Genomic DNA, 23,874 nt, shown 5'->3' on the forward strand with positions numbered 1-23,874 from the left:
GATGATAAAGCTGCGTCTGAGCGAGCTGAAGGATACCAAGCACGGTCATATTTTGCAGGGGGTGTTACCGGGCGATTATTTGTCTTCAGGCGGTCTTTCTTTTGCCAAACGGGGAGAGCGCAGCCACACGAATGACGGACCCGATGGCAGAGACTATCATATCCACGGGGACTGCGAAGCATTCATCATTTTGCAAGGGACGGGGACGATGGAGATCAATGGGAGCCATATTCCTGTTGTAACCGGGGATATCGTGATTGTCGAGCCGGGAGAGGATCACCATCTGAATTCGAGCGAGGAGGATCCCATTGTGACGGTGTGGTGCCATGCAGGCCCCAGCCGCCATAAGAATCAGCAGCAGGAGGAGTCCGTATGAACAAGCAAATAACGACGGATACCCACACCTTTACGTTAGCCGGAGAAGATCATCCTTTCACTGCCACTCTTACCGCAGAAAAGCTTCAGGAAGGGCTTGATCTAATTACGCTGCGCTTGGAAGCTGCCCAGGCTTCGATACCTCCTGTTTTCACGCTCCGCTGGTCGCATCCCGCATGCGACATTCAGGCCAGCTGGCATCCTGCGCAAGACCGGAATAAAAGCTTTAAAGCGGACTGGATGCGCACCTTGCGATCCAATGCAGCTGCTTCGGCCCCTGTATACGCTTTGTTTAACAGTGTCGGTCGCAATAGGCTGACATTCGCTTATTCGGATGGGCTGAATACCGTTCATTACTCGGGAGGCATTAGCGAGGAAACGGCTGATTTTCACTGCCGGGTTCAATTGTTTGCGGAAGCGACTGCGCCTTTCCAAGCTTATGAAGCCCAGCTTCTCGTGGACACGAGAGACATTCCTTATTATGAGAGCTTGCAAGGCGTGCAGGAGTGGTGGAGCGCAATGCCCGCATATCGTCCTGCGTTCGTTCCTGCTGCAGCCAAGGAGCCGATGTACTCGACTTGGTACAGCATGCACCAGAACGTCACGGCTGCACACATCGAAGAGCAGTGCTTTCTGGCTAAGAAGCTCGGAATGGAGGCTGTTATCGTAGATGACGGCTGGCAGACCGAGGATAACCGCAGAGGGTATGCGTACTGCGGCGATTGGGAGGCCTATGAGGGGAAATTCCCCGATATGAAAAGACATGTGGAGGCGGTCCATCGCCTGGGCATGAAGTTTATCCTCTGGTACTCGGTGCCTTTTATCGGCAAATACAGTGAAGTATGGGATCGTTTCAAAGATAAGATTTTGCGGTTTAATGAAAATCACGGGGCTGGCGTACTCGACCCGAGATACCCGGATGTCCGGGAATATATCATTCAGAAATATGAAGAAGCGGTCAAGGAATGGGACTTAGACGGATTTAAGCTTGATTTCATCGATACGTTTTATTCGCCGGAGGGGCAGCTCCCCTCGACGGTCGAAGGGAAGGATTATGAGTCGGTACCGGCTGCCGTCGACCGTCTCTTAACGGACTCGATCGGCAGGCTGAGACAATTGAAGCCCGATATCATGATCGAATTCCGCCAAATGTATGTGGGGCCGGCGATGCGCAAGTACGGCAATATGTTCCGGGCATCGGATTGCCCGAACGACAGTATCCAGAACCGGGTACGGACGCTCGATATCCGGCTGATCTGCGGGCATACGGCCGCTCACGCGGATATGATCATGTGGCATCCGGAGGAACCGGTGGAAAGCGCCGCACTCCAGCTGATCAATGGCCTGTTCTCCGTGCCGCAAATATCCGTCCTGCTGGATAAGCTGCCAGCCGATCATTTGTCGATGCTGGCCTTCTGGCTTGCTTTTTGGAAAGAGAACAGGGACCTGCTTCTGAATGGCGCCTTGGAACCGCTGAATCCGGAGCTGTTATACCCGCTCGTACGTTCCGTTAAAGGGAACCAAGGGATCGCTGTCGCTTACCATGAAAGGATTGTGCCCGTAGACACGGCTGTGTCTCAGTGGATGATAGTGAACGGCAGAAGACAGGATGGACTTTACCTGGAGATGTCTTGTGCTGCGGCAGTTAAGATCGTCATTAGATCCTGCACAGGGGAGATCGTGGAGGAGCTGTCTGCCCGGCTTGCGGCCGGCTTGCATAAGCTGCCGATTCCGGCCTCCGGCGTTGCAACACTAATTTTTTCATAAATCTAGGAGGTACCTTTCATGAACTATTTGGCTGACGAACAACGATATACGGGAATGACTTATTCTCGAACAGGAAAAAGCGGGCTTAAGCTGCCGCCGATTTCGCTCGGCTTATGGCATAACTTTGGCGGCGTAGATACATTTGAGAACAGCAGAGCTTTGGCGCGGCACGCGTTTGATTTGGGGATCACGCATTTCGATCTTGCGAACAATTACGGGCCGCCGGCAGGTTCCGCGGAAGAAATTTTCGGCCATATTATGAAAAAAGATCTGCTCCCGTACCGTGATGAGCTCATCGTCGCCACGAAAGCGGGCTACCGCATGTGGGACGGTCCTTACGGAGAACGAGGCTCCCGCAAAAGCATGCTGTCCAGCCTCGATCAAAGCTTGAAGCGGCTAGGCATGGATTATGTCGATATCTATTATTCGCACCGCTTTGATGCCGAAACTCCGCTCGAAGAAACGATGGGCGCTCTGGATCAAGCTGTACGTCAAGGGAAAGCGCTGTATGTGGGCGTGTCCAACTATAATGCGGAGCAGACGGAGCAGGCCGCCCGTATTTTGAAAAGCCTCGGAACGCCGTTCGTCATCCATCAAGTCCACTATTCGATGTTCGAAAGACGATTGGAGCAAGGGCTGCAGGATGTGCTGGCCAAAGAGGGCGTTGGTACGATCGCTTATAGTCCCTTAGCCAGAGGGCTGCTCACCGACCGTTACCTGGAGAACATTCCAGCGGACTCCCGTGCAGCAGGCGGCAGCGTATTTCTGAGACCTGAAGACATTACAGAGGAGAAAATCGCAAAGTCCCGCCTGTTGAATGTGCTGGCGCAGGAACGCGGGCAAAGTCTGGCCCAAATGGCTTTGGCATGGGTTCTTCGCAAAGGACATGTTACCTCTGCTTTAATTGGTGTAAGTAAAGTGAAGCAATTGGAGGATAATGCGGCGGCTTTGAACCAGCTGCATTTTGCAGAAGACGAATTAGCTCTAATCGATCAAATTCTGGCAGGGTAAACGATCGGGATATCGTTGCCGCAGTGGGAGGAATCAGGGATGAACAGCGGGATACAGCGCAGTAAGGAAACGTTCGCAGCGCATATAATGCAGCTGCAGGTTTTGGACACACACACCCATCTGGTGGGGGATCGCCTCGCTGCCAGCGATTTTTGGGAAATCGCTCATTATTTCTGGCTGTTTCGCGAGATGCAGGCAGCGGGCTATCCGGCTGGCGCGATGGAGCTTCCGGAGGATTTGCGGATCGATGCGTTTCTGGAGGCTTACCACGAGACTAGAAGCACCTTGATGAACATAGCGTTCACCCACATTTTCAAAGATCTCTACGGCATTGCGATGACCGACAAGGCTTCGGTGTTGGAAGCCATTGCTGCCGTCAAACAGTCCGCTCAAAGGGGCGACTGGGCACAGGAGGTAGCGGACCGCATGCAAGCGCGCCGATTCGTCGTGAATATACCGGAGCATGCGAAGTTTCAAGGCATGAGGCAGAATGCCATTCTGATCCCGCGTATTGACGGGCTAATAGGCACGTGGGTCAAGGAGATCGAATCGTCGCATAACCCGGCTGCCGCATTTGCGCAAACGCGTCTGAAATTGGCGCAGTTATTGGACGCGTACCAAGAGGACGGCATCATAGGCATCATGACGACTCTGCCGGGTTATGAAGCTAGCGCCAACCGAAAGGTTGTCATCGGGCAGGGGAGCACCAAAGATGAGATTCTCATGATGCTTCTGCACGAGATCGGTGCGGCGGCTGAACAGAGAGGGCTGCTCCTTCAATTGTTTCTAGGCGTGGAACGCTCCTGGTGCGGAACCGCCACCCCGGTTAACGATCCGGCCCGTATCTTGAAGCTGTCTGCCTTATTCGAAACGTATGCCTGTCCGTTTGAGCTTGTCGTGGCTTCAGAGCTTAATAATCTTGATATCGTGCAAGCGGCATGGAACTTTCCGAATGTACACGTAGGCGGACATTGGTGGTTTAACTTTCGGGCGAGCACGTACCGTGACAGCATGCAGTATAGGCTGGAAGCGCTTCCGGCCATCAAAAGCTCGCTGATCGTGTCTGACGCCCGTTGCATGGAGTGGAGCTACGGTAAAATTGTCGTGATCAAGCGATTGGTGAGCGAATTTCTATGGAACCAAATCGAAGCGGGTTGGATCGATCACGATGCGGCTATTCGAATTGCAGAGAACTGGCTGTACCGAAGCGCTGCGAAGCGGTATGGCCTTGAGGAACCCTTTCGATCGTAAAAAAACACAAACCGCTATAAGTTACGCCATCGCTGCATACGGCCAACCCTTGTAAGATAAAAGAGTAGATGAATGCTGCACACATGAAGGGGAGGAGAAAATGGCCAGTAAAATTCAGTCATCCGATCGAACGGTTTACGATTTCTCATCGCAGAGTCAGAAATGGGCTTTTGTGCGAAAACATTGGCCGATTTATGTCATTTCATTACCGGGAATTATTTATTTCTTGCTGTTTAAATATATTCCGTTATTCGGTTCTGTCATTGCTTTTCAAAACTACAACATCTTCAAAGGAATTAAAGGGAGTCCGTGGGTCGGCCTGGAAAATTTCCATCGCATGTTTCAGTATACGGAGTTTTTGCAGATTTTGAAAAATACGATTTTGATCGGAGTCTACGATCTCCTTTTTGCCTTTCCCGTTCCCATTATACTGGCCCTTCTGATCAATGAAATACGGGTTATGGCTTACAAACGAATCGTGCAAACAGTGGTCTATATGCCGCACTTTCTATCGTGGGTCATTGTCGGCGGGGTTGTTGTCGGCGTGCTGTCGCCTTCCACGGGAATCGTCAATCATCTTCTCGGCTTGTTCGGTATCGACCCGATTTACTTTTTAGGGGAAAATGAGTACATCCGTACGATCCTCATCTCCTCCGGGATTTGGAAAGACAGCGGTTGGGGAACGATCATCTATTTGGCTGCGATTGCGGGGATTAATCCCGATCTGTATGAAGCGGCTCAAATCGATGGCGCCAGTCGCATCAGGCAAGTGTTTTCCATCACGATTCCGACGATTCTGCCGACCATTGTCATTTTGTTCCTGCTCCATATCGGAAACTTCCTTGACTTTGGCTTCGAACGCGTATTTGTCTTCCTTAATCCGCTTAACAACGAAAATGGGGAAATTATCGATACGTTTGTATACCGTGCAGGACTTGTAGACCGTCAATACAGCTATACAACGGCCATTGGGTTGTTCAAATCGGTTGTAGGTTTAGCCTTAATTATGATCAGCAACACATTCAGCAAAAAGATGACGGGCGAAGGCTTGTATTGATGTCACGGATACGAAAGGAGGCAACCCGCTATGATTATGACAAGAGGCCATAAAATTTTCAATTTCTTTAATGTTATTTTGCTAGGGGCTATCGGACTGAGTATGGTGCTCCCCCTTATCCATATTATTGCGCAATCTTTAAGCAACAACGTTGCGATTAACGCAGGGCATGTATCGTTGTGGCCGGTTGGTTTTACATTGGGAAGCTATAAGCTGATTCTGCAAGATCCGACGATTTGGCTTGGGTTTCGAAACAGCGTTATTATTACCGTATGCGGTACGTTCATTAATTTGTTCATGACAACAACGCTGGCTTATCCGTTATCTCGGCCTGAATATTTGTTTCGTAAAACGATTCTGATCATGGTGCTGTTTACGCTGATTTTCAGCGCGCCGTTAATTCCGAATTATTTGCTGGTCAAACAATTGGGTCTGCTCAATACGCTTTGGGCGTTAATGCTCCCGATGGCGATAAGCGCTTTTAATTTATTTGTCATGCGTTCGTTTTTTCTAAATCTTCCGGTTGAGCTGCTGGATTCAGGCAGAATGGACGGATGCGGAGAGTTTCGCATATTGTGGAACATCGTGCTGCCGCTTTCCAAACCTGCCATGGCGACCATGGGCATCATGTACGCAGTAGGACATTGGAACCGTTATGCCGAAGCTGTTTTTTACATCGATCACCGAAACTTGATTCCGCTGCAGGTCAGGTTGCGGGAAATTGTTTTCACGGATCAGTTTGGCCAATCGGACTTAACGTCTGAGCTAATGCTCTTTCTTTCACCGGAAGGCATTAAGATGGCGGTCATTGTCATCGCGACGGTTCCGATACTTTTTGTCTATCCGTTCCTGCAAAAGCACTTTATTCAAGGTATGATGGTAGGATCGGTCAAGTCTTAAAAACACGTCTGAGTTGTTGTCACAAGCGAACCGCTTAGCAATCGTATAAAATGACAGGCCTCCTTAAATTTACACATTTAGAAAATAAAACATAATCGCGTATGATAAGTTCAGAACGTTGAAACCGCTTGCAAACTAATGGGGAAAGAAGGGGCAGTATGAAAAAAACGATCAGTCTCACTCTGGCTGTCATCCTGACAGCATCTGCGCTCACGGCTTGTTCGACAGATGAGAAAGCAACTGAAAAAGCATCATCGCAGCCGTCTGCAAGTACGAAGAAAGAACCGACGAAATTCTCTATCCTTTTTCCAACGACGGTAAGTACGGGCTATCATACCCGCGTGCCGGATTTGAACAAGGACAAATGGGTGCTGAAGCTTGAGCAGTTAACGAACACGGATTTGGACGTCAAAGTGATGGAGGATGCCAAATTCGGCGTTATGTTCGCAAGCAACGATATTCCCGATGTTGTCGGCAGCATCGGCGGCCCCGGCAGCAAATCAATGTCCGGTTCCGTGGAAAACGGCGTATTTATGCCGCTGGACGATCTGCTGAAACAGAATGCTCCGAATTTGCTTAAAGTGATTCCTAAGTCGGCTTGGGACAGCGTTTCCTATAACGGCAAAATTTATGGGGTTCCTGAATTTCTGAGCAATCCGTCCCGCCGATCTACGTACATTCGTACGGATCTTCTGGAAAAAACAGGACTTCAACCGCCGAAAACGGTGGATGAATTTCTTAACGTGCTGCGGGCGTTCAAGAAGCTTGGTGTAGAAAATCCTTATCAAATGAGAGAAAACTTCAAGTATGCGGACGTTATTTTGGGAGCGTACGATGTACTGCCTTACAAGGATCAATTTGAGCTGGTAGACGGTCAGGTTGTCCCGAAATTTTTCGATGTGGAAAATGTTCAGAAAGCTCTTACTACATACAAAACGATGTATGACGAAGGCTTGATTCCAAAGGAATTCGCTACGATTTCCTCCACCGATTTTTCCAAAAATATCGAATCGGGCAAAGCGGGGATTTGGTCGCAGAACGCTTCGGGCTTGCCGGGGTACCGCACGAAAATTCTGCAAGCCGTACCGGGGTCCAAGGTTGATATTATTGCATCGCCGAAAGGACCGGAAGGCAAGGGCGGATACTTCTACTATGCGCCGGTCATCCGTACCTTCTTCATCAACAAAAATGTGAAGCCAGAAACGGCGGCAAACATCGTTAAAATGTTCGACTGGATGGTGTCGCCGGAAGCCGAAACGTTCTTCACCTTCGGAATTGAAGGGGATACCTACACCAAGGACGGCAGCGGAAACATCAATTATAAATTCCCGACGACGAAGGAAGAGACCGACGAAGAAGGCTTCCGCAGCGGAACTTTGTGGGCGGTGCATGACTCCACTTACAATAAACCAAGACTGCTGCTGAACGAGGACGGCAAAGCGACCTTGAAAGCATTCGATGAGGTATTGACGAAGGAAGGGCTGTCAGGCATCGGATTTTATCCGGATTTGAGCACGTTCTCCAAATTCCCTGATCTAGCGGCTCCGCAACCCGACGTTGGTCCCAAAATCATTGTGGATCACATGATCAAAATGATTTACGGCAAAGAGCCTATCTCCGATTGGCCAAAAGTGATCGAAGAGTATAAGGCCAAAGGCGGCACTGAGATTATTAAAGAAGCGACAGAGCGCTGGAACAAGAAGCAAGGCGCGGTTATGATCGATATTAAATAGCAGTTGAATGTAGAAAGTATCCTTACAGCGAGGCAAGCTGCTGAAGGATACTTTTTTCAAAACGATGGAGAGGGGATCAGCAGTTGAAAGCGATATTGGTTGGTTTGGGCGCTGCGGGATTTAGTTGGTATAAACGTTTGCGAGACCGTGGATTATTGGCAGCTGTAGTTGAGGTGGATGTGGCGATGAAAGCGAAGATGGGGGAAGATCCTTTTCCCTTCTATACTTCGCTAGAGGAAGCCTTGCAGCATGAACAGGCGGATTTCCTTGTTAACGTGACTTCGCCAATGATGCACACGGCGGTGAATCACGCGGCATTTGACCGTAAGCTGGCTGTTTTGTGCGAAAAGCCGATTTCTTTTGACTATGAGGAATCCATTGAAATCGTCGCCCGGGCAGAGCGGGAAAAGCTGCCTTTTATGATTGCAGAAAATTATCGCAGGATGCCGTATATCCGTAAGACAAAGCAGCTTCTGGACGAAGGCGTTATCGGCAGCTTGTCTTCTTTGGATATACAGTTTTACAGATACCACAATGTGCAAAGGAAATATACCGTCAGTATCTTGGATGACATCGGCGTTCATCATGTGGACTTGCTTCGTTATTTTAGCGGAAGAGAAGGAAAATCGGTGCAGGCCAGGCTGTATAATCCGCTTAATGCGTGGGAACAGGAAGGCGCCGTCATTAATGCCTACGCGTTCTATGTAATGGATAACGGGATTACGGCGTCGTACAGCGCATCTATCTCAGCCAGAGGGACCGAAACGCCATGGAGCGGAAATTGGCGAATCGAAGGCACCGAGGGAGCGATCGAAGTCGTCGATAAAGAAATTCGCGTCATCAAGGATGGACAGGCGCTGCCCATCGAAGATTACAGCGGTGTGGACGAAACGGATACGCTGGACGAATTTGTGGCTTCGCTGCAGGAGAGGCGCGAAGCGGAAACAAGCGGCAGGGATTATTTGAAAACGCAGGCGCTTGTGCATTACGCCAAACTGGCTAGCGAGTCCGGTCAGACTTGTCTCATTGAGGTTCCGACTTTATAAATGAATGGAGAATGAAGCATGCCGATCGAAAATTGGGAACAAACGGCGCCAGGCATATGGCGCTTAACCATTAGAGAGCCTCGGGGGATGACTCCGCTAACTTGGATGGGCGTTTCGCCTAAGATTGAAGCGCTGCAGGGGATGCCGCAGGTGCAGCCGCCTTTTGCCTGGGACGCTATTGAGCTTGAGGAAGCCGGCGAGAGCCTCATCCTGTCCTTTCCGCTGAATGCAGCCGAGAAGCTGTATGGTACAGGCCTTCAGCTGATGCGCATGAATCAACGGGGGAGAAGCCGTTATTTGCGGGTAAACAGCGATCCTAAGCAGGATACCGGTGAAACGCATGCGCCTGTTCCTTTTTATGTAAGCGATCAGGGCTACGGCGTATGGGTCGATACTTCCCGTATCGTGACAATGTATTGCGGTTCTACTTTGAAGCAAGAAGATACGAAGAACGATCAGATTCGCGACCGCAATACGGATAAGGGATGGCAGGCGACGCCGTTAGCTTCGCGGGTCGAGATTCGGATCCCTGCCGAAGGCGCAGTCGTTTATTTATTTGGCGGGCCTGCTCTCTCGGATGTGGTAGCCAGATATAATTTGTTGTGCGGTGGAGGCGTGCTGCCGCCCAAATGGGGGCTTGGCTTCTGGCACCGCGTCCCTACGCTGTATAGCGATCAGCAGGTGCTTGAAGAAGCAGGAGAGTTCCGTCTTCGCGATTTCCCTTGCGATGTGATCGGACTGGAACCCGGCTGGCATAGCCATAGCTATCCGGTCAGCTATGAATGGGAGAGGAACAGATTCCCTGATCCCGAAAGCTTTGTCCGTGAGCTTGCGCAAAAGGGTTTTCGCGTGAACCTCTGGGAGCACCCTTACGTCTCGCCCCAGAGCGATTTGTACGCTGCGCTGCAGTCGCTTTCGGGAAGCCATACCGTGTGGGGCGGGCTTGCGCCGGACTACGCTTTGCCGGAGGCAGCCGGGCTTTATAAGAAGCAGCATGAAGAGCAGCACGTCAGCATCGGGGTATCCGGGTACAAGCTGGATGAGTGCGACGGCAGCGAATTGACGAACCATTCCTGGATGTTCCCGGCACATGCCCGGTTCCCATCCGGCTTGGACGGCGAACAGATGAGACAGATGTACGGGTTAATGTTTCAAAAAATGACGGCCGATCTGTTCCGCAGCCACAACCGCAGAACGTACGGACTCGTTCGGGCTTCGAATGGGGCTGCTTCCACGATGCCTTATGTGCTGTACTCGGATCTGTACGACCATAAGCAGTTTATTCGGGCGCTTTGCAACTCTTCATTCAGCGGCCTGCTGTGGACACCGGAGGTGCGCAGGGCGAGAAATGCCGAAGATTGGGTTCGGCGGATGCAAACCGTTTGTTTCTCCCCGCTGGCTATGCTGAACGCTTGGGGGGACGGGACGAAGCCTTGGTCCTTCCCGGAAGTGGAGGGCATTGTCCGGCATTATATTAAGCTGCGGATGAGGCTGCTGCCGTATTTGTACACCGCTTTCGCCATCTATCGTGAGCAGGGAATTCCGCCTTTCCGGGCGATGCCTTTCGTCCTGACGCCATCTGCGATTGCCGATGCCGAAGCGAAGTCAGCCGCAGATGAGCAGCTCCTGCTGAATACGACAGATGCCGCATACGGCAAGAGAAAAGCGAGAGAATGGGACGACCAATACATGGTCGGCGATGCGCTGCTCGTAGCTCCGCTGGTCGAGGGGGAGACGGAGCGCGAGGTGCTTTTGCCTGCGGGCGTCTGGTATGGGTTGGAAACCGGGGAGCGGTATACCGGCGGCTGCGTGATCCGGGTACAAGCAGGCTTGGAGCGTATCCCGATTTTCGTCAAAAGCGGGTCGATCCTTCCGATGATGGCTGCCCTGCCGCATGTTCCGGCATCAGGAACGCGGACGGAGATCGAGCTCGTGCATTTTGGCTCAGAACCCGGGACAGCACGGCTGTATGACGATGATGGGGAAACCTTCGATTATGAGCAAGGCAAATGCAGTTGGTGGGAAGTGTCGGTTGCGCAAGATCAAGATGGCTCTTATGCCGGTGTATCGACAGGAGAAAACGATGCCACGTCTTCCTACCGGATTGTCAATTGGCGATTCTCGCAAACACGGTTGATGAACGAATGATCGTGAGTCATAATTGGATTAACAACGCGGAAAAGCATTAGGAGGTCTGACATGCATGTACTAATCGTAGACGATGAACCTGTTATTCGCAGAGGAATGGTGAAAATGGCGGAACTGTACGCCCCCGCCTTCACCAAAATTCAGACGGCCGAGAACGGCGAAGCTGCTTTGGAGCAAATCCGGGCTTCTGAGCCTGATCTGGTGTTGACGGATGTTCGCATGCCCAAAATGGACGGACTGGAACTATGCAAAATTATTCATGAGGAATTTCCTCATATTAAAACCGTTGTCATATCCGGTTACAGTGACTTTGCATATGCGCAGAGAAGTATGAGCTACGGGGTCAGGCATTATTTGTTGAAACCGGCTACGAAGAGCGATGTCCATGACATGCTGGATCAATTGATCAAAAAGCCGAAGCAAGGCTATTTATCGCCGTCCCGCTATATCGAATGGATCGATCAAATGGAACAGCACATTTGGGCGCTGCAAACGGAAGAGCTCAGAGGTCTCATCGTACGCTGGCGCGAATATTGCCTGTCTGCCAATATTTCGCTTGCCCAGTTGAAAGAGCTGCTGAATGATTGCAATGCGATGCTTGTAAAACGCTTTCAATCGCGCCATTACTCGCCTTCGTCCGTTCCTGCGCGCTTGCAGGCGGATAGCGTTAAAGAAGCGCTGGACGCCTTTGAAAAAGGCCTGCTGAACATGATCAGCGGATTGCATGCGGTGCGCAGCGGTCATTTCAAAGATCCGATGGAAGAAGCCAAGGCGTATATCGACAGCAGGCTGTCGGAGGATATCTCCCTGGATCAAGTAGCTGCCATGGTCGGATTGACGCCGACGTATTTCAGCTCGCTTTTTAAAAAGATAACCCAAGAGACCTTCGTGCAGTACCGGATCAACAAACGAATGGCTAAAGCGAAAGAAATGCTGGCTATTCCGCATGTTCGAATCGTCGATGTCGCGGCGGATGTAGGGTATGACGATTACCCCCATTTTACAAAAACGTTTAAAAAAATCGTCGGCGTATGCCCGACGGAATACCGCGCCCGACTAGGTATCAAATGAAGATAAGAGGCTTTACGAAGAAGATATTCGTTTATTTTCTCATCGTCATTATCCTTTCGCTCAGTTGTGTAGGTATCTTCTCGTATATGATTACCTCCGGTGAGTTGGAAGAAATGGTAGAGAACCAAATGAATCAAATTGCGGGAAACGCCGTTCATCATACCGATTTATATTTAAAGGACTATGAGCGTTCCATCGTTTCGTTGTTAACGAATAGACAAATTATGGAGTTCATTGATTTGCCTGTCACAAGAGAAGAATACGATTATTATATGTACCGGAAAACGATACGGGAATTTAGCGTAGATCCTTTATTTATACGCAATCCCAAGCTGGCTTCCGTCTATCTGATCAGCGATAAGAGGAACGCGGTTTACTATTATAACAATGTGAACGAGATGTCCTTCAACGCAGAGGATATTCAAAAGCAGCGCGAATATTTTCTTGCGAATACGACGCCGGACGGGCAATTAAGCATACTGAATCACACGATTATTGAAGGGCAAGAGAATCAAATGCTGACGATTGTCCGCCGGATTCGCGGCTATACGTCACCGGAATTGTCCGGTTTGCTGGCGATTGAAATGCGGTCTGCCGACCTGTCTGCCTTATGGAAAGGCATTGATTTAGGGAAGTACGGCTACCTGTTTATCATTGACGATAAAGGGCGTTACATTTATCACCCCAATGGGGAAAAAGTCGGAACAGGAATTCCAAAAGCTTTTTTTGAAAAGCTGAATCAAGCCGGCCCAAGTGCCTTTACCGATGCTAATGAAGGCGATGAGCGCATGTATGTAGTCCGCAAATCTGAGTTTTCGGATTGGCGGCTTGTTGTTTCTATGCCGGTTCGCGAGCTGCGCAAGCCGTTGTCCAACATTCGTTCGACAACGCTCGTTGTCGGTCTGTTCACTTTGGTATTAGCGCTCCTGCTCGCATACAGATTCGGCAAATCGATTGCTAAACCGGTTCAAACGCTCAAAAGCGGCATGCGCGAGACGGAAAAAGGGAATTGGGCCACGATTCCGCTCCCGCCTCACCGTGACGAAATTGTTGAACTGATAGTCCGCTATAATTTGATGGTCAAACGGCTTTCGGAAGCCGTCGATCGCGTAGTCCAAGTGGAACTGAGCAATTCGGAGATTAGAATGGAGCGGCAGAAGGCGGAGTTTCAATCTCTGCAGCTGCAGATCAATCCGCATTTTATGTACAACACGCTGGAGACGATCGTTTGCTATGCAACCATTCAGGATTCCGAGGAGATTTCAGAAATCGTGAAAGCGCTCGCGTATATGCTGCGGTACTCCGTTCAGACGAATCTGGAAGAAATTACAGTGGCTAACGAGCTGAAGCACGTTATGTATTATTTGCTCGTATTGAAGCATCGCATAGGCCGGGAGTTCGAGATCGACGTTGCCATTAAGCCAGAAGATTTGCTTCATGTCATGGTTCGTCTGACCCTTCAGCCGCTGGTTGAAAATGTGTTTCAGCATGCCTTTCCGGACGGTCTGGAGGATTACCACTATATCCGGATCGACGGCGGGATTCGCGAAGGCATCTTTTGGATCAGCGTAGAGGATAATGGTTCCGGAATGCCGGAGACGAAGCTCAGGCAGCTTCAAGAGAAATTGAATGCCAACCGATTGGCGGACGGCGAAGTGGACGAAGCGGGTAAAAAGGGCGGAATCGGCGTGTTGAACGTTCACCGCAGAATTCAAATGGTCTATGGGGAGCAGTATGGATTGCAAATCGAAAGCAAAGCCGAACATGGAACCAAAATGATCATGGTGATGCCGGCATCGTCTAAAGATGCTCATTAGGGCGGCGCAGAGGGGGAATTTGTTTGAGCAATCGGAATAAGTTGTGGTATTCGCAGCCTGCCAAAGAATGGGTGGAGGCATTGCCGATTGGCAACGGCCGTCTGGGCGGGATGATCTTCGGTCATGTGCAGGAGGAGAAGATTCAATTAAACGAGGATTCCATCTGGTATGGAGGCCCTAAGCAAGGGTTGAATCCCGACGGCTTCCGTTATTTAGGTGAAATTCGCGAGCATCTCTTTGCCGATAATGTAGAAGAGGCCACGAGATTAACGCGACTCGGGCTCTTTTCTACGCCCAAATATTATAATCCCTATCAGCCTTTAGGGGATTTAAGGCTGCATTTTCATGGGCAGCAGGGGCATGTCGAAGCTTACCGGCGAGAGTTGGATTTGAACCAAGCCATCGCCCGAACGACGTATAAGATCAATGGCGTTACGTACCGGCGCGAGATGTATGCCAGCTGCCCGGATCAAGTGCTGATCATGCGCTTGACGTGTGACAGCCCGGGGATGCTGAACTTGTCAGCGGGCTTAAACCGCAGGCCGTATGAAGGAGATAGCGGATCCGAGTCGGCGGATCGCATCTGGATGAGCGGCGAGTGCGGCAAGCACGGGGTCGATTATGCCTGTATGGTGCAGGCTCGCTCTGCCGATGGCCGAATATCTGTGATTGGCGATTTCTTATCGGTTGAAGGCGCCAGTTCGGTTACGCTGATGCTCGCCGCAGCCAGCACGTTCCGCGAGGAGGATCCTATGGCGGCCTGCCGGCGGCAGCTCGATGAAGCTGACCGGTTCGCAGACAGCGAGCTGGAGCTCCGGCATACGGAGGATTATCGTGCCTTATACGACCGCGTCGAGCTTCGTTTGACGCAGCAGGATCCGCTCGATGCCATAGCTACCGATGTACGGCTGAAACGGCTGCAGGAGCAGGGTAGGGCGGAGGACATCGGCATGATGGAGCTTTACTTTCATTACGGCCGCTACTTGCTCATCGCCAGCTCCCGTCCCGGTTGTTTGCCTGCCAATCTTCAGGGCATCTGGAATGATAGCTTTACGCCGCCCTGGGAGTCCAAATATACAATTAACATCAATACGCAAATGAACTATTGGCCTGCCGAAGTTTGCGGCTTAACGGAATGCCATGAACCGCTGTTCGACCATATCGAGCGGATGCAGGCGAGCGGCCGGGAGACGGCGAGAGAGCTCTACGGCTGCTCGGGCTTTGTTGCGCATCATAACACGAATCTATGGGGCGAAACACGGCCGGAAGGCTTATTCCCAACCTGTGTGGTATGGCCGATGGGAGCTGCATGGCTGAGCTTGCATCTCTGGGAGCGCTTCAGGTTTACACAGGATATGGATTTTCTGCGCCAAAAGGCTTATCCCATCCTCAAGGAGGAGGCGGCCTTTTTTGTCGATTATTTGGCGGAATCGCCGGATGGCCGGCTCGTCACCGGACCTTCCGTTTCTCCTGAGAACGTCTACGTCTTGCCGGACGGCACCAAGGGCGCCATATGTATGGGACCCGCCATGGATTCGCAGATCATCTACGAGTTGTTTGAAGCTTGCAAACTGAGCAGCACGTATCTGGAGGTGGATGTGGAGCTGCGCAGCCGGCTCACCGGGCTGCAGGAGCGGCTGCCTCAGACGCAGATCGGCAAACACGGACAAATCATGGAATGGCTGGAGGATTATGAGGAGGCCGATTCCGGCCATCGGCATATCTCCCAATTGTTTGCGCTGCACCCAGGCACACAAATCAGCCCGCACCGCACGCCGGAGTTAGCCAGGGCGGCAGCGGCAACGCTGCAGCGCAGGCTGGCGCACGGAGGAGGGCATACGGGCTGGAGCAGCGCCTGGATCGTGAATATGCTGGCCAGATTGGAGGAAGGCGAGCAATCGTATGCCCATTTGCAGCATATGCTCCGCAAATCCACCTATCTCAACCTCTTTGACGCGCACCCCCCTTTCCAAATTGACGGTAATTTTGGTGCCACGGCAGGCATCGCTGAAATGCTGCTGCAGTCGCATGCCGGAGAACTGGCTTTGCTGCCCGCTCTGCCTTCGGCATGGCCGGATGGCCAAGCAACCGGGCTAAGAGGCCGCGGAGGCTACATCGTCGACTTGATTTGGCGCAGCGGGAAGCTGTCGAGTGCAGCTATTCATGCGACGAGGGGCGGCCTCTGCCAAGTCCGGACCGTCCATCCGGCGGCCGTACGATGCGGGGAAGATGATATCCTCGCAAGCGGCGGACAGCGGGTCATAGCGTTTTCCGTTGAAGCTGGAAAGACGTATGAACTTTATTGTGAAAACCAATTCTCATAAAAATTTCGGGCAAGTTATCTTCTGTGGGTGCATAGGATTGTAATACACAATTCACCATCACGAGCTGACCTATATTTGAAGGCAGCAGTGAAAGGAGGTACCCATGGACATATTCAAAAGAATTTCGGAGCATCGTACGGAGAAGGATGCATTGAGCTGGACCGGTACGTTCGCGGAGTACATAGAATTGCTTCGCAAAAATCCTGGACTCGCAAGAACCGCACATTCCAGAGTCTATGATATGATTGCTTCGCAAGGGATTAACGATCAATCGGGGCACAAGTCTTACAAATTTTTCAACCAAGAGATTTTCGGTCTGGATCGAGCGATTGAGAAGCTGGTAGAAGAATATTTCCACTCCGCAGCCCGTCGATTGGATGTTCGTAAACGTATTTTGCTGCTAATGGGTCCTGTAAGCGGTGGTAAGTCCACAATTGTGACGATGCTGAAACGCGGGTTGGAGCAGTTCGCCAAAACAGATTTAGGGGCCGTCTATGCGATCAAAGGATGCCCGATGCACGAGGAGCCGCTTCATCTGATTCCGATGGAACTGCGTCCCGAGATCGAGCGGGAGTTAAATGTAAAAATTGAAGGCAGCTTATGCCCGTCCTGCCAAATGCGTCTGAAAACCGACTACAACGGGTGCATTGAAGACGTCTTGGTAGAGCGTGTGTTCGTTTCCGAGGAAGGCCGTGTCGGTATCGGAACGTTCAGTCCTTCGGATCCCAAATCCCAGGATATTGCCGATCTGACGGGCAGCATCGACTTCTCGACGATCACCGAGTTCGGTTCCGAGTCCGATCCGCGCGCTTACCGGTTCGACGGGGAGCTCAATAAGGCGAACCGGGGGATTATGGAGTTCCAGGAAATGCTGAAGTGCGATGAAAAGTTCCTCTGGAACCTTCTTTCCCTTACGCAAGAGGGGAACTTCAAAGCCGGACGTTTTGCGCTTATAAGCGCCGATGAGCTCATAGTTGCCCACACGAACGAAACGGAGTACAAATCCTTTATTGCGAATAAAAAGAATGAAGCATTGCAATCCAGGATGATTGTCATGCCGATTCCGTATAACCTGCGCGTATCCGATGAGGAGAAAATTTACTACAAACTCATTGGGCAGAGCGATATGTCGCACATTCACACCGCTCCGCATTCGCTCCGGGTGGCTGCGATCTTCTCCATCTTGACCCGCTTGAAAGAAACGAAGAAGCAAGGGATGGATTTGGTCAAAAAAATGCGGATGTACGACGGGGAAGTCGTCGAAGGCTACAAGGAAGCCGATCTGAAAGAAATGCAAAACGAATTCCAGGAAGAGGGCATGAGCGGCATTGATCCGCGTTACGTCATCAACCGGATTTCCAGTGCTTTGATCCGCCAGGATCTTCAGTGCATTAACGCATTGGATGTGCTGCGCGCCCTGAAGGACGGCCTCGATCAGCATCCGTCGATTACGAAGGATGAGCGTGAGCGGTACCTGAACTTCATCTCCGTTGCGCGCAAGGAATACGATGACATCGCCAAAAAAGAAGTGCAGAAAGCATTCGTTTATTCCTTCGAAGAGTCGGCCAAAACCATTTTCGATAACTATCTCGACAATATTGAGGCGTACTGCAATTGGGGCAAAATCAAGGATCCGCTTACCGGCGAGGAGATGGATCCGGATGAGCGCTTGATGCGTTCGATCGAGGAGCAAATCGGCATTTCCGAAAATGCGAAAAAAGCGTTCCGCGAAGAAATACTCATTCGGATTTCCTCCTATTCCCGCAAAGGCCGGAAATTCGATTACAGCAGCCACGAACGTCTGCGCGAAGCGATTGAGAAGAAGCTGTTCGCCGATCTGAAAGATATTGTGAAGATTACGACATCGTCGAAGACGCCGGATGAGAAGCAGCTGAAGAAGATTAATGATGTTACGAAGCAGTTGATCGATGAGCACGGCTATTGCCCGGTATGCGCGAATGAATTGCTGCGTTATGTGGGAAGTTTGTTGAACAGATAACAGAACGTTAAGGACCTAAGGCGCCGATTGAATGCCTCGGGTCTTTTTTTGCGTTGAAAAAGGGGTAATTTGGAAATCTTAATAAATCAAGTCTCAATTTTGTGAACAAATTATTAAGAGGGTCTTGCCGCTTCGGTGTTTTAAAATGTGAAAAGGGAAGCTTGAACAATCTGAAAATTCGAAATTGTACAGCTGTGATTATGTCGAATTGCACTGATTTTTGTGTCGATTAATGTCGAAAATAGAGGAATAGTGACGCTTAAATTGCAATATGCCTTTGGCACTGTTCTCTTCTAAGTATCCCGAAAAACGAGCGGTCTGCTGGACTCATTTTTTGTTTTATAAAGATTACATCAAATCGCGACAAAAGTACCATAAATATGCCAAAAGGTGTAGGCAAGGCATTTACAATTATGGTAAACTTCAAAATGAGACTTAACATAGAACAATGTCACATCTTGTTCTTTCATAATATTTTTTGCCGGATTGGGGTTTCAAAATGATTGATATACATAGCCATATACTGCCAGAAATCGATGACGGGGCCGGCGACTTAGAACAATCCATTTTGATGGCGCGAGAAGCTGTCGTACAGGGCATACACTCCGTTATTGCCACACCTCATCATGAGAACGGGAGATACGCCAATGACGCTCAGTTCGTTGAATCGCGAGTTAAAGCGTTTCAAGTCGAACTGCAAAAAAGGAATATTCCGCTTCGCCTATATGCCGGACAAGAAGTTCGCGTTTATCGAAATTTGGTAGACGATATTGAAGCTAAGAGAACCTCTACGCTGAACGGCTCGCGGTACATGTTGTTGGAATTTCCTTCCGACCGGATACCGTCCGATTGTCATGAGCTTTTACACGAGTTGAGGTTAATGGAAATTGTACCCATTATTGCTCATCCTGAGCGCAACCGGGAGATCGTCCAGCATCCTGAGAAGCTTCTTGAGCTTGTACAGCTAGGGGCCTTATCCCAAATCACAGCTCATTCCTTATTAGGTCATTTCGGCAAATCGATTCAAGCTTTATCGCTTCAGTTATGCAGAAATCATTTGGCTCACTTCGTTTCATCCGATGCTCATAATACAACGAACCGGGGCTTCGCTCTTGCCGATGCCTATCACATATTGCAAGCAAAGCTGGGAACAGATGTTGTGAACACCTTCCAAAATAACGCCAGCAGTGTCGTCCATGACTTAGAAATTGAGAGCTGCCAACCTGTTTGGGCGAGACCGAAATGGTTTCAATTTTGGAAATCCAATATATAAGTTAATTAACTAAATTAATTGAGGTGAATTTTAGCATGACGATGAAAAAGAAAGTAACTGTTACTACATTGGCCGCAAGCATGATGTTTGCATCTATTGCTGGACTTCCATTGAGTGAGAAAGGATTGGCAAGCAAGCTTGGATTTGCGGTTAGCGTGGCTTCGGCCAATACAGCTCTAGATCAACTAAACGCCGTACAAGCTGAATTAGCAAGAGATGCAGCCGGTCTTGACAGCGTGAATGCCGTTAAGCAATACGTAAAAGAACACCCTATTGCAGATAAGAACTTGCAGTATGAATTGACGGCAGAAGTCTGGAACAAAGTGAAGGATAATGCTCCGACTCTGCCATACAGCGCCGTTATTCAACTCATTAGCGGGCTAGACCTGTTTTTTGGCGGCACTGACGAGTCCTTTGATGAATTTATCAAAGTTCCGGCTAACCGGGATGCGATCAGTTCGTTGTTCACATCTGTCGGTCTTCCGGGCATTGATGAGCCAAACGGCCTCAAAAAGAGCGATATCGCTGCCTTCCAACAAGCGGCGCTTGATGCTCTGACAAATAAAAAAGACGTACTTCTAACCAAAGTCGCTGAAGCTATTGTCGTTGGCGCTGTAGATTCGGAAGCGATCAAAAGTGAAATTAATAAGATTGTTACGAAAGATGTTTTAGAGGCACACAGTGAACTGCTCATTTCTCAACTGTTGAATAGCTACGGCATTACACTAGGCGACTTGAATGCCGTGCAAAAAAGAATCGCCGACTACATTGATGCACAGTCGAGCTCAACGATTGCGAAGGATGCCAGAACGGCTGTGGAATCTGCCGGATTGAGATATCTTTTGGGAGACAAAGTTATCTATACAAGAGAAACCGGCAGTACCGGTTCTGTGGAGAAACCCGGACTTAAAGTGAGTTATAGCGGCATCGAAGTTTCATTGTCAAATTTCGTAAAATGGCAGGCTGTGGGGTCCGGTATCAAATATGACGAGAATGCGAAAGCTTTCGTACTGACTGGATCGGAGAAAGCTACCGCTAAAATTGAAGCGCGTGATAAGCAATTTGGCCTACTGCTCTACATTTCTAAGGAATCGTTAACGTTAAAGCCTGCTGGTAATTCCGGTTCAGATAATTCTAACACAGGGTCTGGAGGATCTGGTGGAGGGGCACCACTAACGGAAACGAAAGACGCAGATCTTAATGGCCTTAAAGACCAGTTGAAAGATGCATCCGAAGCGAGAAAGCAAGAAATTTTCAAAGAAGCGCAAGCGCAAGTTGAAAATAAAATTAAAGAACTGGCAACGCTGGATCTTAACGCGCTGATTACGATTCAAGGCGATACGGCGAAACCAACGCTTAATGTAGCCGACCTGGTTAGCAAGTTAAAGGATATCGCTACCCAAGCCAAAGCGCTCAACGATCAATTGAAGAATCTGAACCCTAATGCGAAGGAAGCGAAGATTCCGCTCACTCTTCAATTCGGTACTGTTAACGCCAAAGCAACAGAAATTCCATTAGCGAAAGAGCTGTTAGCAGCAGCGATTGCAAATGGCGTAGATTCGATCGCGATTGCCATGAACGGCTTATCACTTGCGGTTAGCCCAACTGAATTCGGTGCGGATACGACGCTAAAAGTGACTAACCAAGATACAGCAGTTGCAACAAGTGTGACACAGCTGCCAGTAGCATCCGGTGTATATGAATTTGAATTTACCTCTGGCGGAAGCAAAGTAGGCAGCTTCAATAAGCCTGTTGAAGTGACGATTCCGGTACCTAACGGCAAGCAATTCGACACTGAGCTGCTGTCACTCGCCAAAATCGTAGACGGTAAACTGGAATTTTACGGTGGCAGCTATGCGAATGGGGCATTGAAAGGTGTTCGCAGCTCCTTCTCCACGTATACTGTCGTTGAAAACAAAGTATCTTTCGAGGATACCGCTTCAGTTAAAGGATGGGCAGGAAGACAGATTCAAGTCGCTGCTGCCAAAGGGATTGTAGAAGGACGTGCTGAGAATGCTTTCGATCCGAATGGATTCGTGACACGTGCTGAATTTGCTAAGATGATCGTCAAAACGTTCGCTTTGGAAAGTGCCAATGCAACGGAAAACTTCGATGATGTGAATGATACGGATTGGTACAAATTATATGTGGCTTCCGCAGTTAAGAATGGCATTGTGAACGGGAAAGAAGCGGGTAAGTTCGATCCGAATGGAAAAATTACACGCGCTGAGATGGCCGTTATGTCTTCCAGAGCTCTGTCGCTCAAGGGAGTATCGATAACGCCGGCAAAGGTTGACGAAGCTCTTAAAGGATTCGCTGACGCAAGCAATATTAACAGCTCCCTGAAAGAGGGCGTTGCTCTTGCCGCAACCGAAGGAATTGTTATTGGCGAAGAAGGCAATACCTTCAATCCCAATGCAAATTCGACTCGTGCCCAAGCAGCTGTAGTGATTTACCGTTTACTGAATAAATAAGCTTATGGAGGAATCCTCTTCTTGAATTAGAGGGGGGTTCCTTGAATTTTCACAAAAGACCGGCAGATGATACCGACAGATCGGATACGGAGGGAATGGAATGGAACTGGATTTAAAAGATTATTTGAAAATTTTACAAAAAAGGGTGTGGATGATAATCACAATTGTTTTACTAGCAACGATTACAACAGGTGTTGTTAGTTATTTTTTCATACAGCCGATTTATGAAGCCTCAACGAAATTAATCGTCAATAAATCGAATGATCAAGTTGGTTTATCTCAAGTCGATATCAATACCGTTAATGTGAACATCCGACTGATTGATACCTATAAGGAAATTATTAAAACTCCAAGAATTATGGACAAAGTAGTAATGGATCACCCAGAATTGAAAATAACTGCCGAGCAATTAGTCAAGACAGTCAAAGTTAGCTCGGTTAATAATACACAAGTCATGACTCTTGTCGTTCAAGATCCTTCCTATGATCGGGCAGCGAATATCGTGAATGCCGTGTCGAAAGTATTCCAAAGCGAAATTCCTAAAATTATGAAAGTGGATAATATCTCACTACTGAATGAAGCCAAGGATATCGATCAACCGGTACCGGTGAAGCCGAACAAAAAATTAAATGTTGCCATCAGCTTTGTTGTATCTCTCATGCTTGCTTTGGGAATAGCCTTCTTGCTGGAATATTTGAACGATAAATTAAAGACAGAGGAAGAAGTGCAGCAGTATTTGGGATTGCCAACGTTAACGATGATTACGAAGATGAAACCGGAAGACTTTCAGAATCAAAGCAAAAGAACAATCGAACAAAGGGTAGGGGAGCCGTCACATGTCAAACTCAACCAATAGAAGGCCGATTATTACCCATGAGAATCCGAAATCGCCTATTTCTGAGGCGTACCGAACGCTGAGAACCAACATCCAGTTCTCATCTATCGATGAAGAATTGAAAGTGCTGATGATCACATCTGCAGGGCCGGGAGAGGGGAAATCGACCACACTTGTCAACCTCGCAGTAGCGTATGCTCAAGCGGATAAGAAAGTATTGGTTATTGATGCGGATCTCAGAAAACCAACGATGCATCATACTTTGCAAGTTTCGAACCGTTGGGGACTAACCAATTTGTTGACTAATCAGCTGTCCATTCCGGAAGTGTTGCAAGCATCTGCTATCAAAAATCTAAACATTATTACATCGGGTCCGATTCCGCCTAATCCATCAGAAATTCTCGCTTCCAAGAAAATGACAAGCGTTCTAGATGAACTAAGGCAGCAATTTGATGTTGTGCTTATTGATGCTCCGCCTGCTATAGCTGTGACCGATTCTCAGATCATAGCGACCCGGTCGGATGGCGTCATCCTAGTGGTCGATTCGGACAGAGTGAAAAGAGACGCTGCCCTGAAGGCGAAACAAAACCTTGATAATGTACGAGCCAGAATACTTGGCGTTGTTCTTAACAACGTAGATAGAAAAAACAGAGATGCATATTATTACTATTACTATGGTGAGAGTAAATAAGCTGAATGCGCTTCGGTTAGCGAATAGTAGTCTTGTTGGATTAGGTAATGTCTACTGAACCTTTATCACTGTAGATACTCGTCCATGCTGTGGGTGCTTGCG

At 49.3% G+C, this 23,874-nt stretch carries 17 protein-coding genes; all 17 read left to right on the plus strand.

Translation table 11 applies throughout. The features are described from left to right. The first annotated feature begins 1 nt into the window (after position 1). The 17 genes from AC3WRW_RS10615 to AC3WRW_RS10695 all read left to right on the plus strand — a co-directional run bounded on the left by AC3WRW_RS10615 (position 2) and on the right by AC3WRW_RS10695 (position 23,772). The gene (locus AC3WRW_RS10615; protein WP_492546277.1) at positions 2 to 376 is read left to right on the plus strand and encodes a cupin domain-containing protein; all 375 of its coding nucleotides are present in this window, start codon (positions 2 to 4) and stop codon (positions 374 to 376) included. Continuing rightward, on the plus strand, positions 373 to 2,142 hold the full coding sequence (locus tag AC3WRW_RS10620; RefSeq protein ID WP_492546278.1) for a glycoside hydrolase family 36 protein: 1,770 nt from the start codon (positions 373 to 375) through the stop codon (positions 2,140 to 2,142). The genes AC3WRW_RS10615 and AC3WRW_RS10620 overlap by 4 nt, the downstream gene beginning before the upstream one ends. 18 nt (positions 2,143 to 2,160) lie before the next feature. After that, positions 2,161 to 3,153: an aldo/keto reductase gene (locus AC3WRW_RS10625; RefSeq protein WP_492546279.1), complete on the plus strand. Its 993-nt coding sequence runs from the start codon at positions 2,161 to 2,163 to the stop codon at positions 3,151 to 3,153. A 39-nt stretch (positions 3,154 to 3,192) separates the two neighbouring features. Beyond that, entirely contained in the window at positions 3,193 to 4,404 is a 1,212-nt protein-coding gene (locus tag AC3WRW_RS10630; RefSeq protein WP_492546280.1) for a glucuronate isomerase, read from the plus strand. 100 nt (positions 4,405 to 4,504) lie between these two features. Continuing rightward, positions 4,505 to 5,461: an ABC transporter permease gene (locus AC3WRW_RS10635; protein ID WP_492546281.1), complete on the plus strand. Its 957-nt coding sequence runs from the start codon at positions 4,505 to 4,507 to the stop codon at positions 5,459 to 5,461. A 30-nt stretch (positions 5,462 to 5,491) separates the two neighbouring features. Further along, entirely contained in the window at positions 5,492 to 6,361 is an 870-nt protein-coding gene (locus tag AC3WRW_RS10640; protein WP_492546282.1) for a carbohydrate ABC transporter permease, read from the plus strand. Between the two features lie 158 nt (positions 6,362 to 6,519). Further along, the gene (locus AC3WRW_RS10645) at positions 6,520 to 8,094 is read left to right on the plus strand and encodes an extracellular solute-binding protein (RefSeq protein WP_492546283.1); all 1,575 of its coding nucleotides are present in this window, start codon (positions 6,520 to 6,522) and stop codon (positions 8,092 to 8,094) included. Positions 8,095 to 8,177: 83 nt separating this feature from the next. Further along, positions 8,178 to 9,140, plus strand: coding sequence for a Gfo/Idh/MocA family protein (locus AC3WRW_RS10650; RefSeq protein ID WP_492546284.1), 963 nt, complete (start codon positions 8,178 to 8,180; stop codon positions 9,138 to 9,140). Positions 9,141 to 9,158: 18 nt separating this feature from the next. Then, entirely contained in the window at positions 9,159 to 11,288 is a 2,130-nt protein-coding gene (locus AC3WRW_RS10655) for a glycoside hydrolase family 31 protein (RefSeq protein WP_492546285.1), read from the plus strand. Positions 11,289 to 11,339: 51 nt separating this feature from the next. Beyond that, the gene (locus AC3WRW_RS10660; RefSeq protein ID WP_492546286.1) at positions 11,340 to 12,359 is read left to right on the plus strand and encodes a response regulator transcription factor; all 1,020 of its coding nucleotides are present in this window, start codon (positions 11,340 to 11,342) and stop codon (positions 12,357 to 12,359) included. Continuing rightward, positions 12,356 to 14,176 carry a cache domain-containing sensor histidine kinase gene (locus AC3WRW_RS10665; protein WP_492546287.1) on the plus strand — a complete coding sequence of 607 codons (1,821 nt, stop codon included), beginning with the start codon at positions 12,356 to 12,358 and terminating at the stop codon, positions 14,174 to 14,176. Before AC3WRW_RS10660 ends, AC3WRW_RS10665 begins: the two co-directional genes overlap by 4 nt. A gap of 23 nt (positions 14,177 to 14,199) precedes the next feature. Then, positions 14,200 to 16,500, plus strand: a complete 2,301-nt coding sequence (locus AC3WRW_RS10670) for a glycoside hydrolase family 95 protein (protein ID WP_492546288.1) — start codon at positions 14,200 to 14,202, stop codon at positions 16,498 to 16,500. A gap of 103 nt (positions 16,501 to 16,603) precedes the next feature. Continuing rightward, a complete protein-coding gene (locus AC3WRW_RS10675; protein ID WP_171682829.1) occupies positions 16,604 to 18,499 on the plus strand; it encodes a PrkA family serine protein kinase in 1,896 nt (631 codons plus the stop codon). Positions 18,500 to 18,998: 499 nt separating this feature from the next. Beyond that, entirely contained in the window at positions 18,999 to 19,772 is a 774-nt protein-coding gene (locus AC3WRW_RS10680) for a tyrosine-protein phosphatase (RefSeq protein WP_492546289.1), read from the plus strand. Between the two features lie 35 nt (positions 19,773 to 19,807). Further along, positions 19,808 to 22,246: an S-layer homology domain-containing protein gene (locus AC3WRW_RS10685; protein ID WP_492546290.1), complete on the plus strand. Its 2,439-nt coding sequence runs from the start codon at positions 19,808 to 19,810 to the stop codon at positions 22,244 to 22,246. 100 nt (positions 22,247 to 22,346) lie between these two features. Beyond that, positions 22,347 to 23,102 carry a YveK family protein gene (locus AC3WRW_RS10690; protein ID WP_492546291.1) on the plus strand — a complete coding sequence of 252 codons (756 nt, stop codon included), beginning with the start codon at positions 22,347 to 22,349 and terminating at the stop codon, positions 23,100 to 23,102. Further along, a complete protein-coding gene (locus tag AC3WRW_RS10695) occupies positions 23,083 to 23,772 on the plus strand; it encodes a CpsD/CapB family tyrosine-protein kinase (protein WP_492546292.1) in 690 nt (229 codons plus the stop codon). The genes AC3WRW_RS10690 and AC3WRW_RS10695 overlap by 20 nt, the downstream gene beginning before the upstream one ends. The last annotated feature ends 102 nt before the right edge of the window (positions 23,773 to 23,874 follow it).

This window comes from Paenibacillus sp. FW126-R14, from assembly GCF_058789495.1.

Excerpts from the sequence above, each read along its gene's own strand:
- AC3WRW_RS10615 (WP_492546277.1), top strand. The coding sequence starts at position 2 with ATGATAAAGCTGCGTCTGAGCGAGCTGAAGGATACCAAGCACGGTCAT.
- AC3WRW_RS10620 (WP_492546278.1), top strand. The coding sequence starts at position 373 with ATGAACAAGCAAATAACGACGGATACCCACACCTTTACGTTAGCCGGA.
- AC3WRW_RS10625 (WP_492546279.1), top strand. The coding sequence starts at position 2,161 with ATGAACTATTTGGCTGACGAACAACGATATACGGGAATGACTTATTCT.
- AC3WRW_RS10630 (WP_492546280.1), top strand. The coding sequence starts at position 3,193 with ATGAACAGCGGGATACAGCGCAGTAAGGAAACGTTCGCAGCGCATATA.
- AC3WRW_RS10635 (WP_492546281.1), top strand. The coding sequence starts at position 4,505 with ATGGCCAGTAAAATTCAGTCATCCGATCGAACGGTTTACGATTTCTCA.
- AC3WRW_RS10640 (WP_492546282.1), top strand. The coding sequence starts at position 5,492 with ATGATTATGACAAGAGGCCATAAAATTTTCAATTTCTTTAATGTTATT.
- AC3WRW_RS10645 (WP_492546283.1), top strand. The coding sequence starts at position 6,520 with ATGAAAAAAACGATCAGTCTCACTCTGGCTGTCATCCTGACAGCATCT.
- AC3WRW_RS10655 (WP_492546285.1), top strand. The coding sequence starts at position 9,159 with ATGCCGATCGAAAATTGGGAACAAACGGCGCCAGGCATATGGCGCTTA.
- AC3WRW_RS10660 (WP_492546286.1), top strand. The coding sequence starts at position 11,340 with ATGCATGTACTAATCGTAGACGATGAACCTGTTATTCGCAGAGGAATG.
- AC3WRW_RS10665 (WP_492546287.1), top strand. The coding sequence starts at position 12,356 with ATGAAGATAAGAGGCTTTACGAAGAAGATATTCGTTTATTTTCTCATC.
- AC3WRW_RS10675 (WP_171682829.1), top strand. The coding sequence starts at position 16,604 with ATGGACATATTCAAAAGAATTTCGGAGCATCGTACGGAGAAGGATGCA.
- AC3WRW_RS10680 (WP_492546289.1), top strand. The coding sequence starts at position 18,999 with ATGATTGATATACATAGCCATATACTGCCAGAAATCGATGACGGGGCC.
- AC3WRW_RS10685 (WP_492546290.1), top strand. The coding sequence starts at position 19,808 with ATGACGATGAAAAAGAAAGTAACTGTTACTACATTGGCCGCAAGCATG.
- AC3WRW_RS10690 (WP_492546291.1), top strand. The coding sequence starts at position 22,347 with ATGGAACTGGATTTAAAAGATTATTTGAAAATTTTACAAAAAAGGGTG.
- AC3WRW_RS10695 (WP_492546292.1), top strand. The coding sequence starts at position 23,083 with ATGTCAAACTCAACCAATAGAAGGCCGATTATTACCCATGAGAATCCG.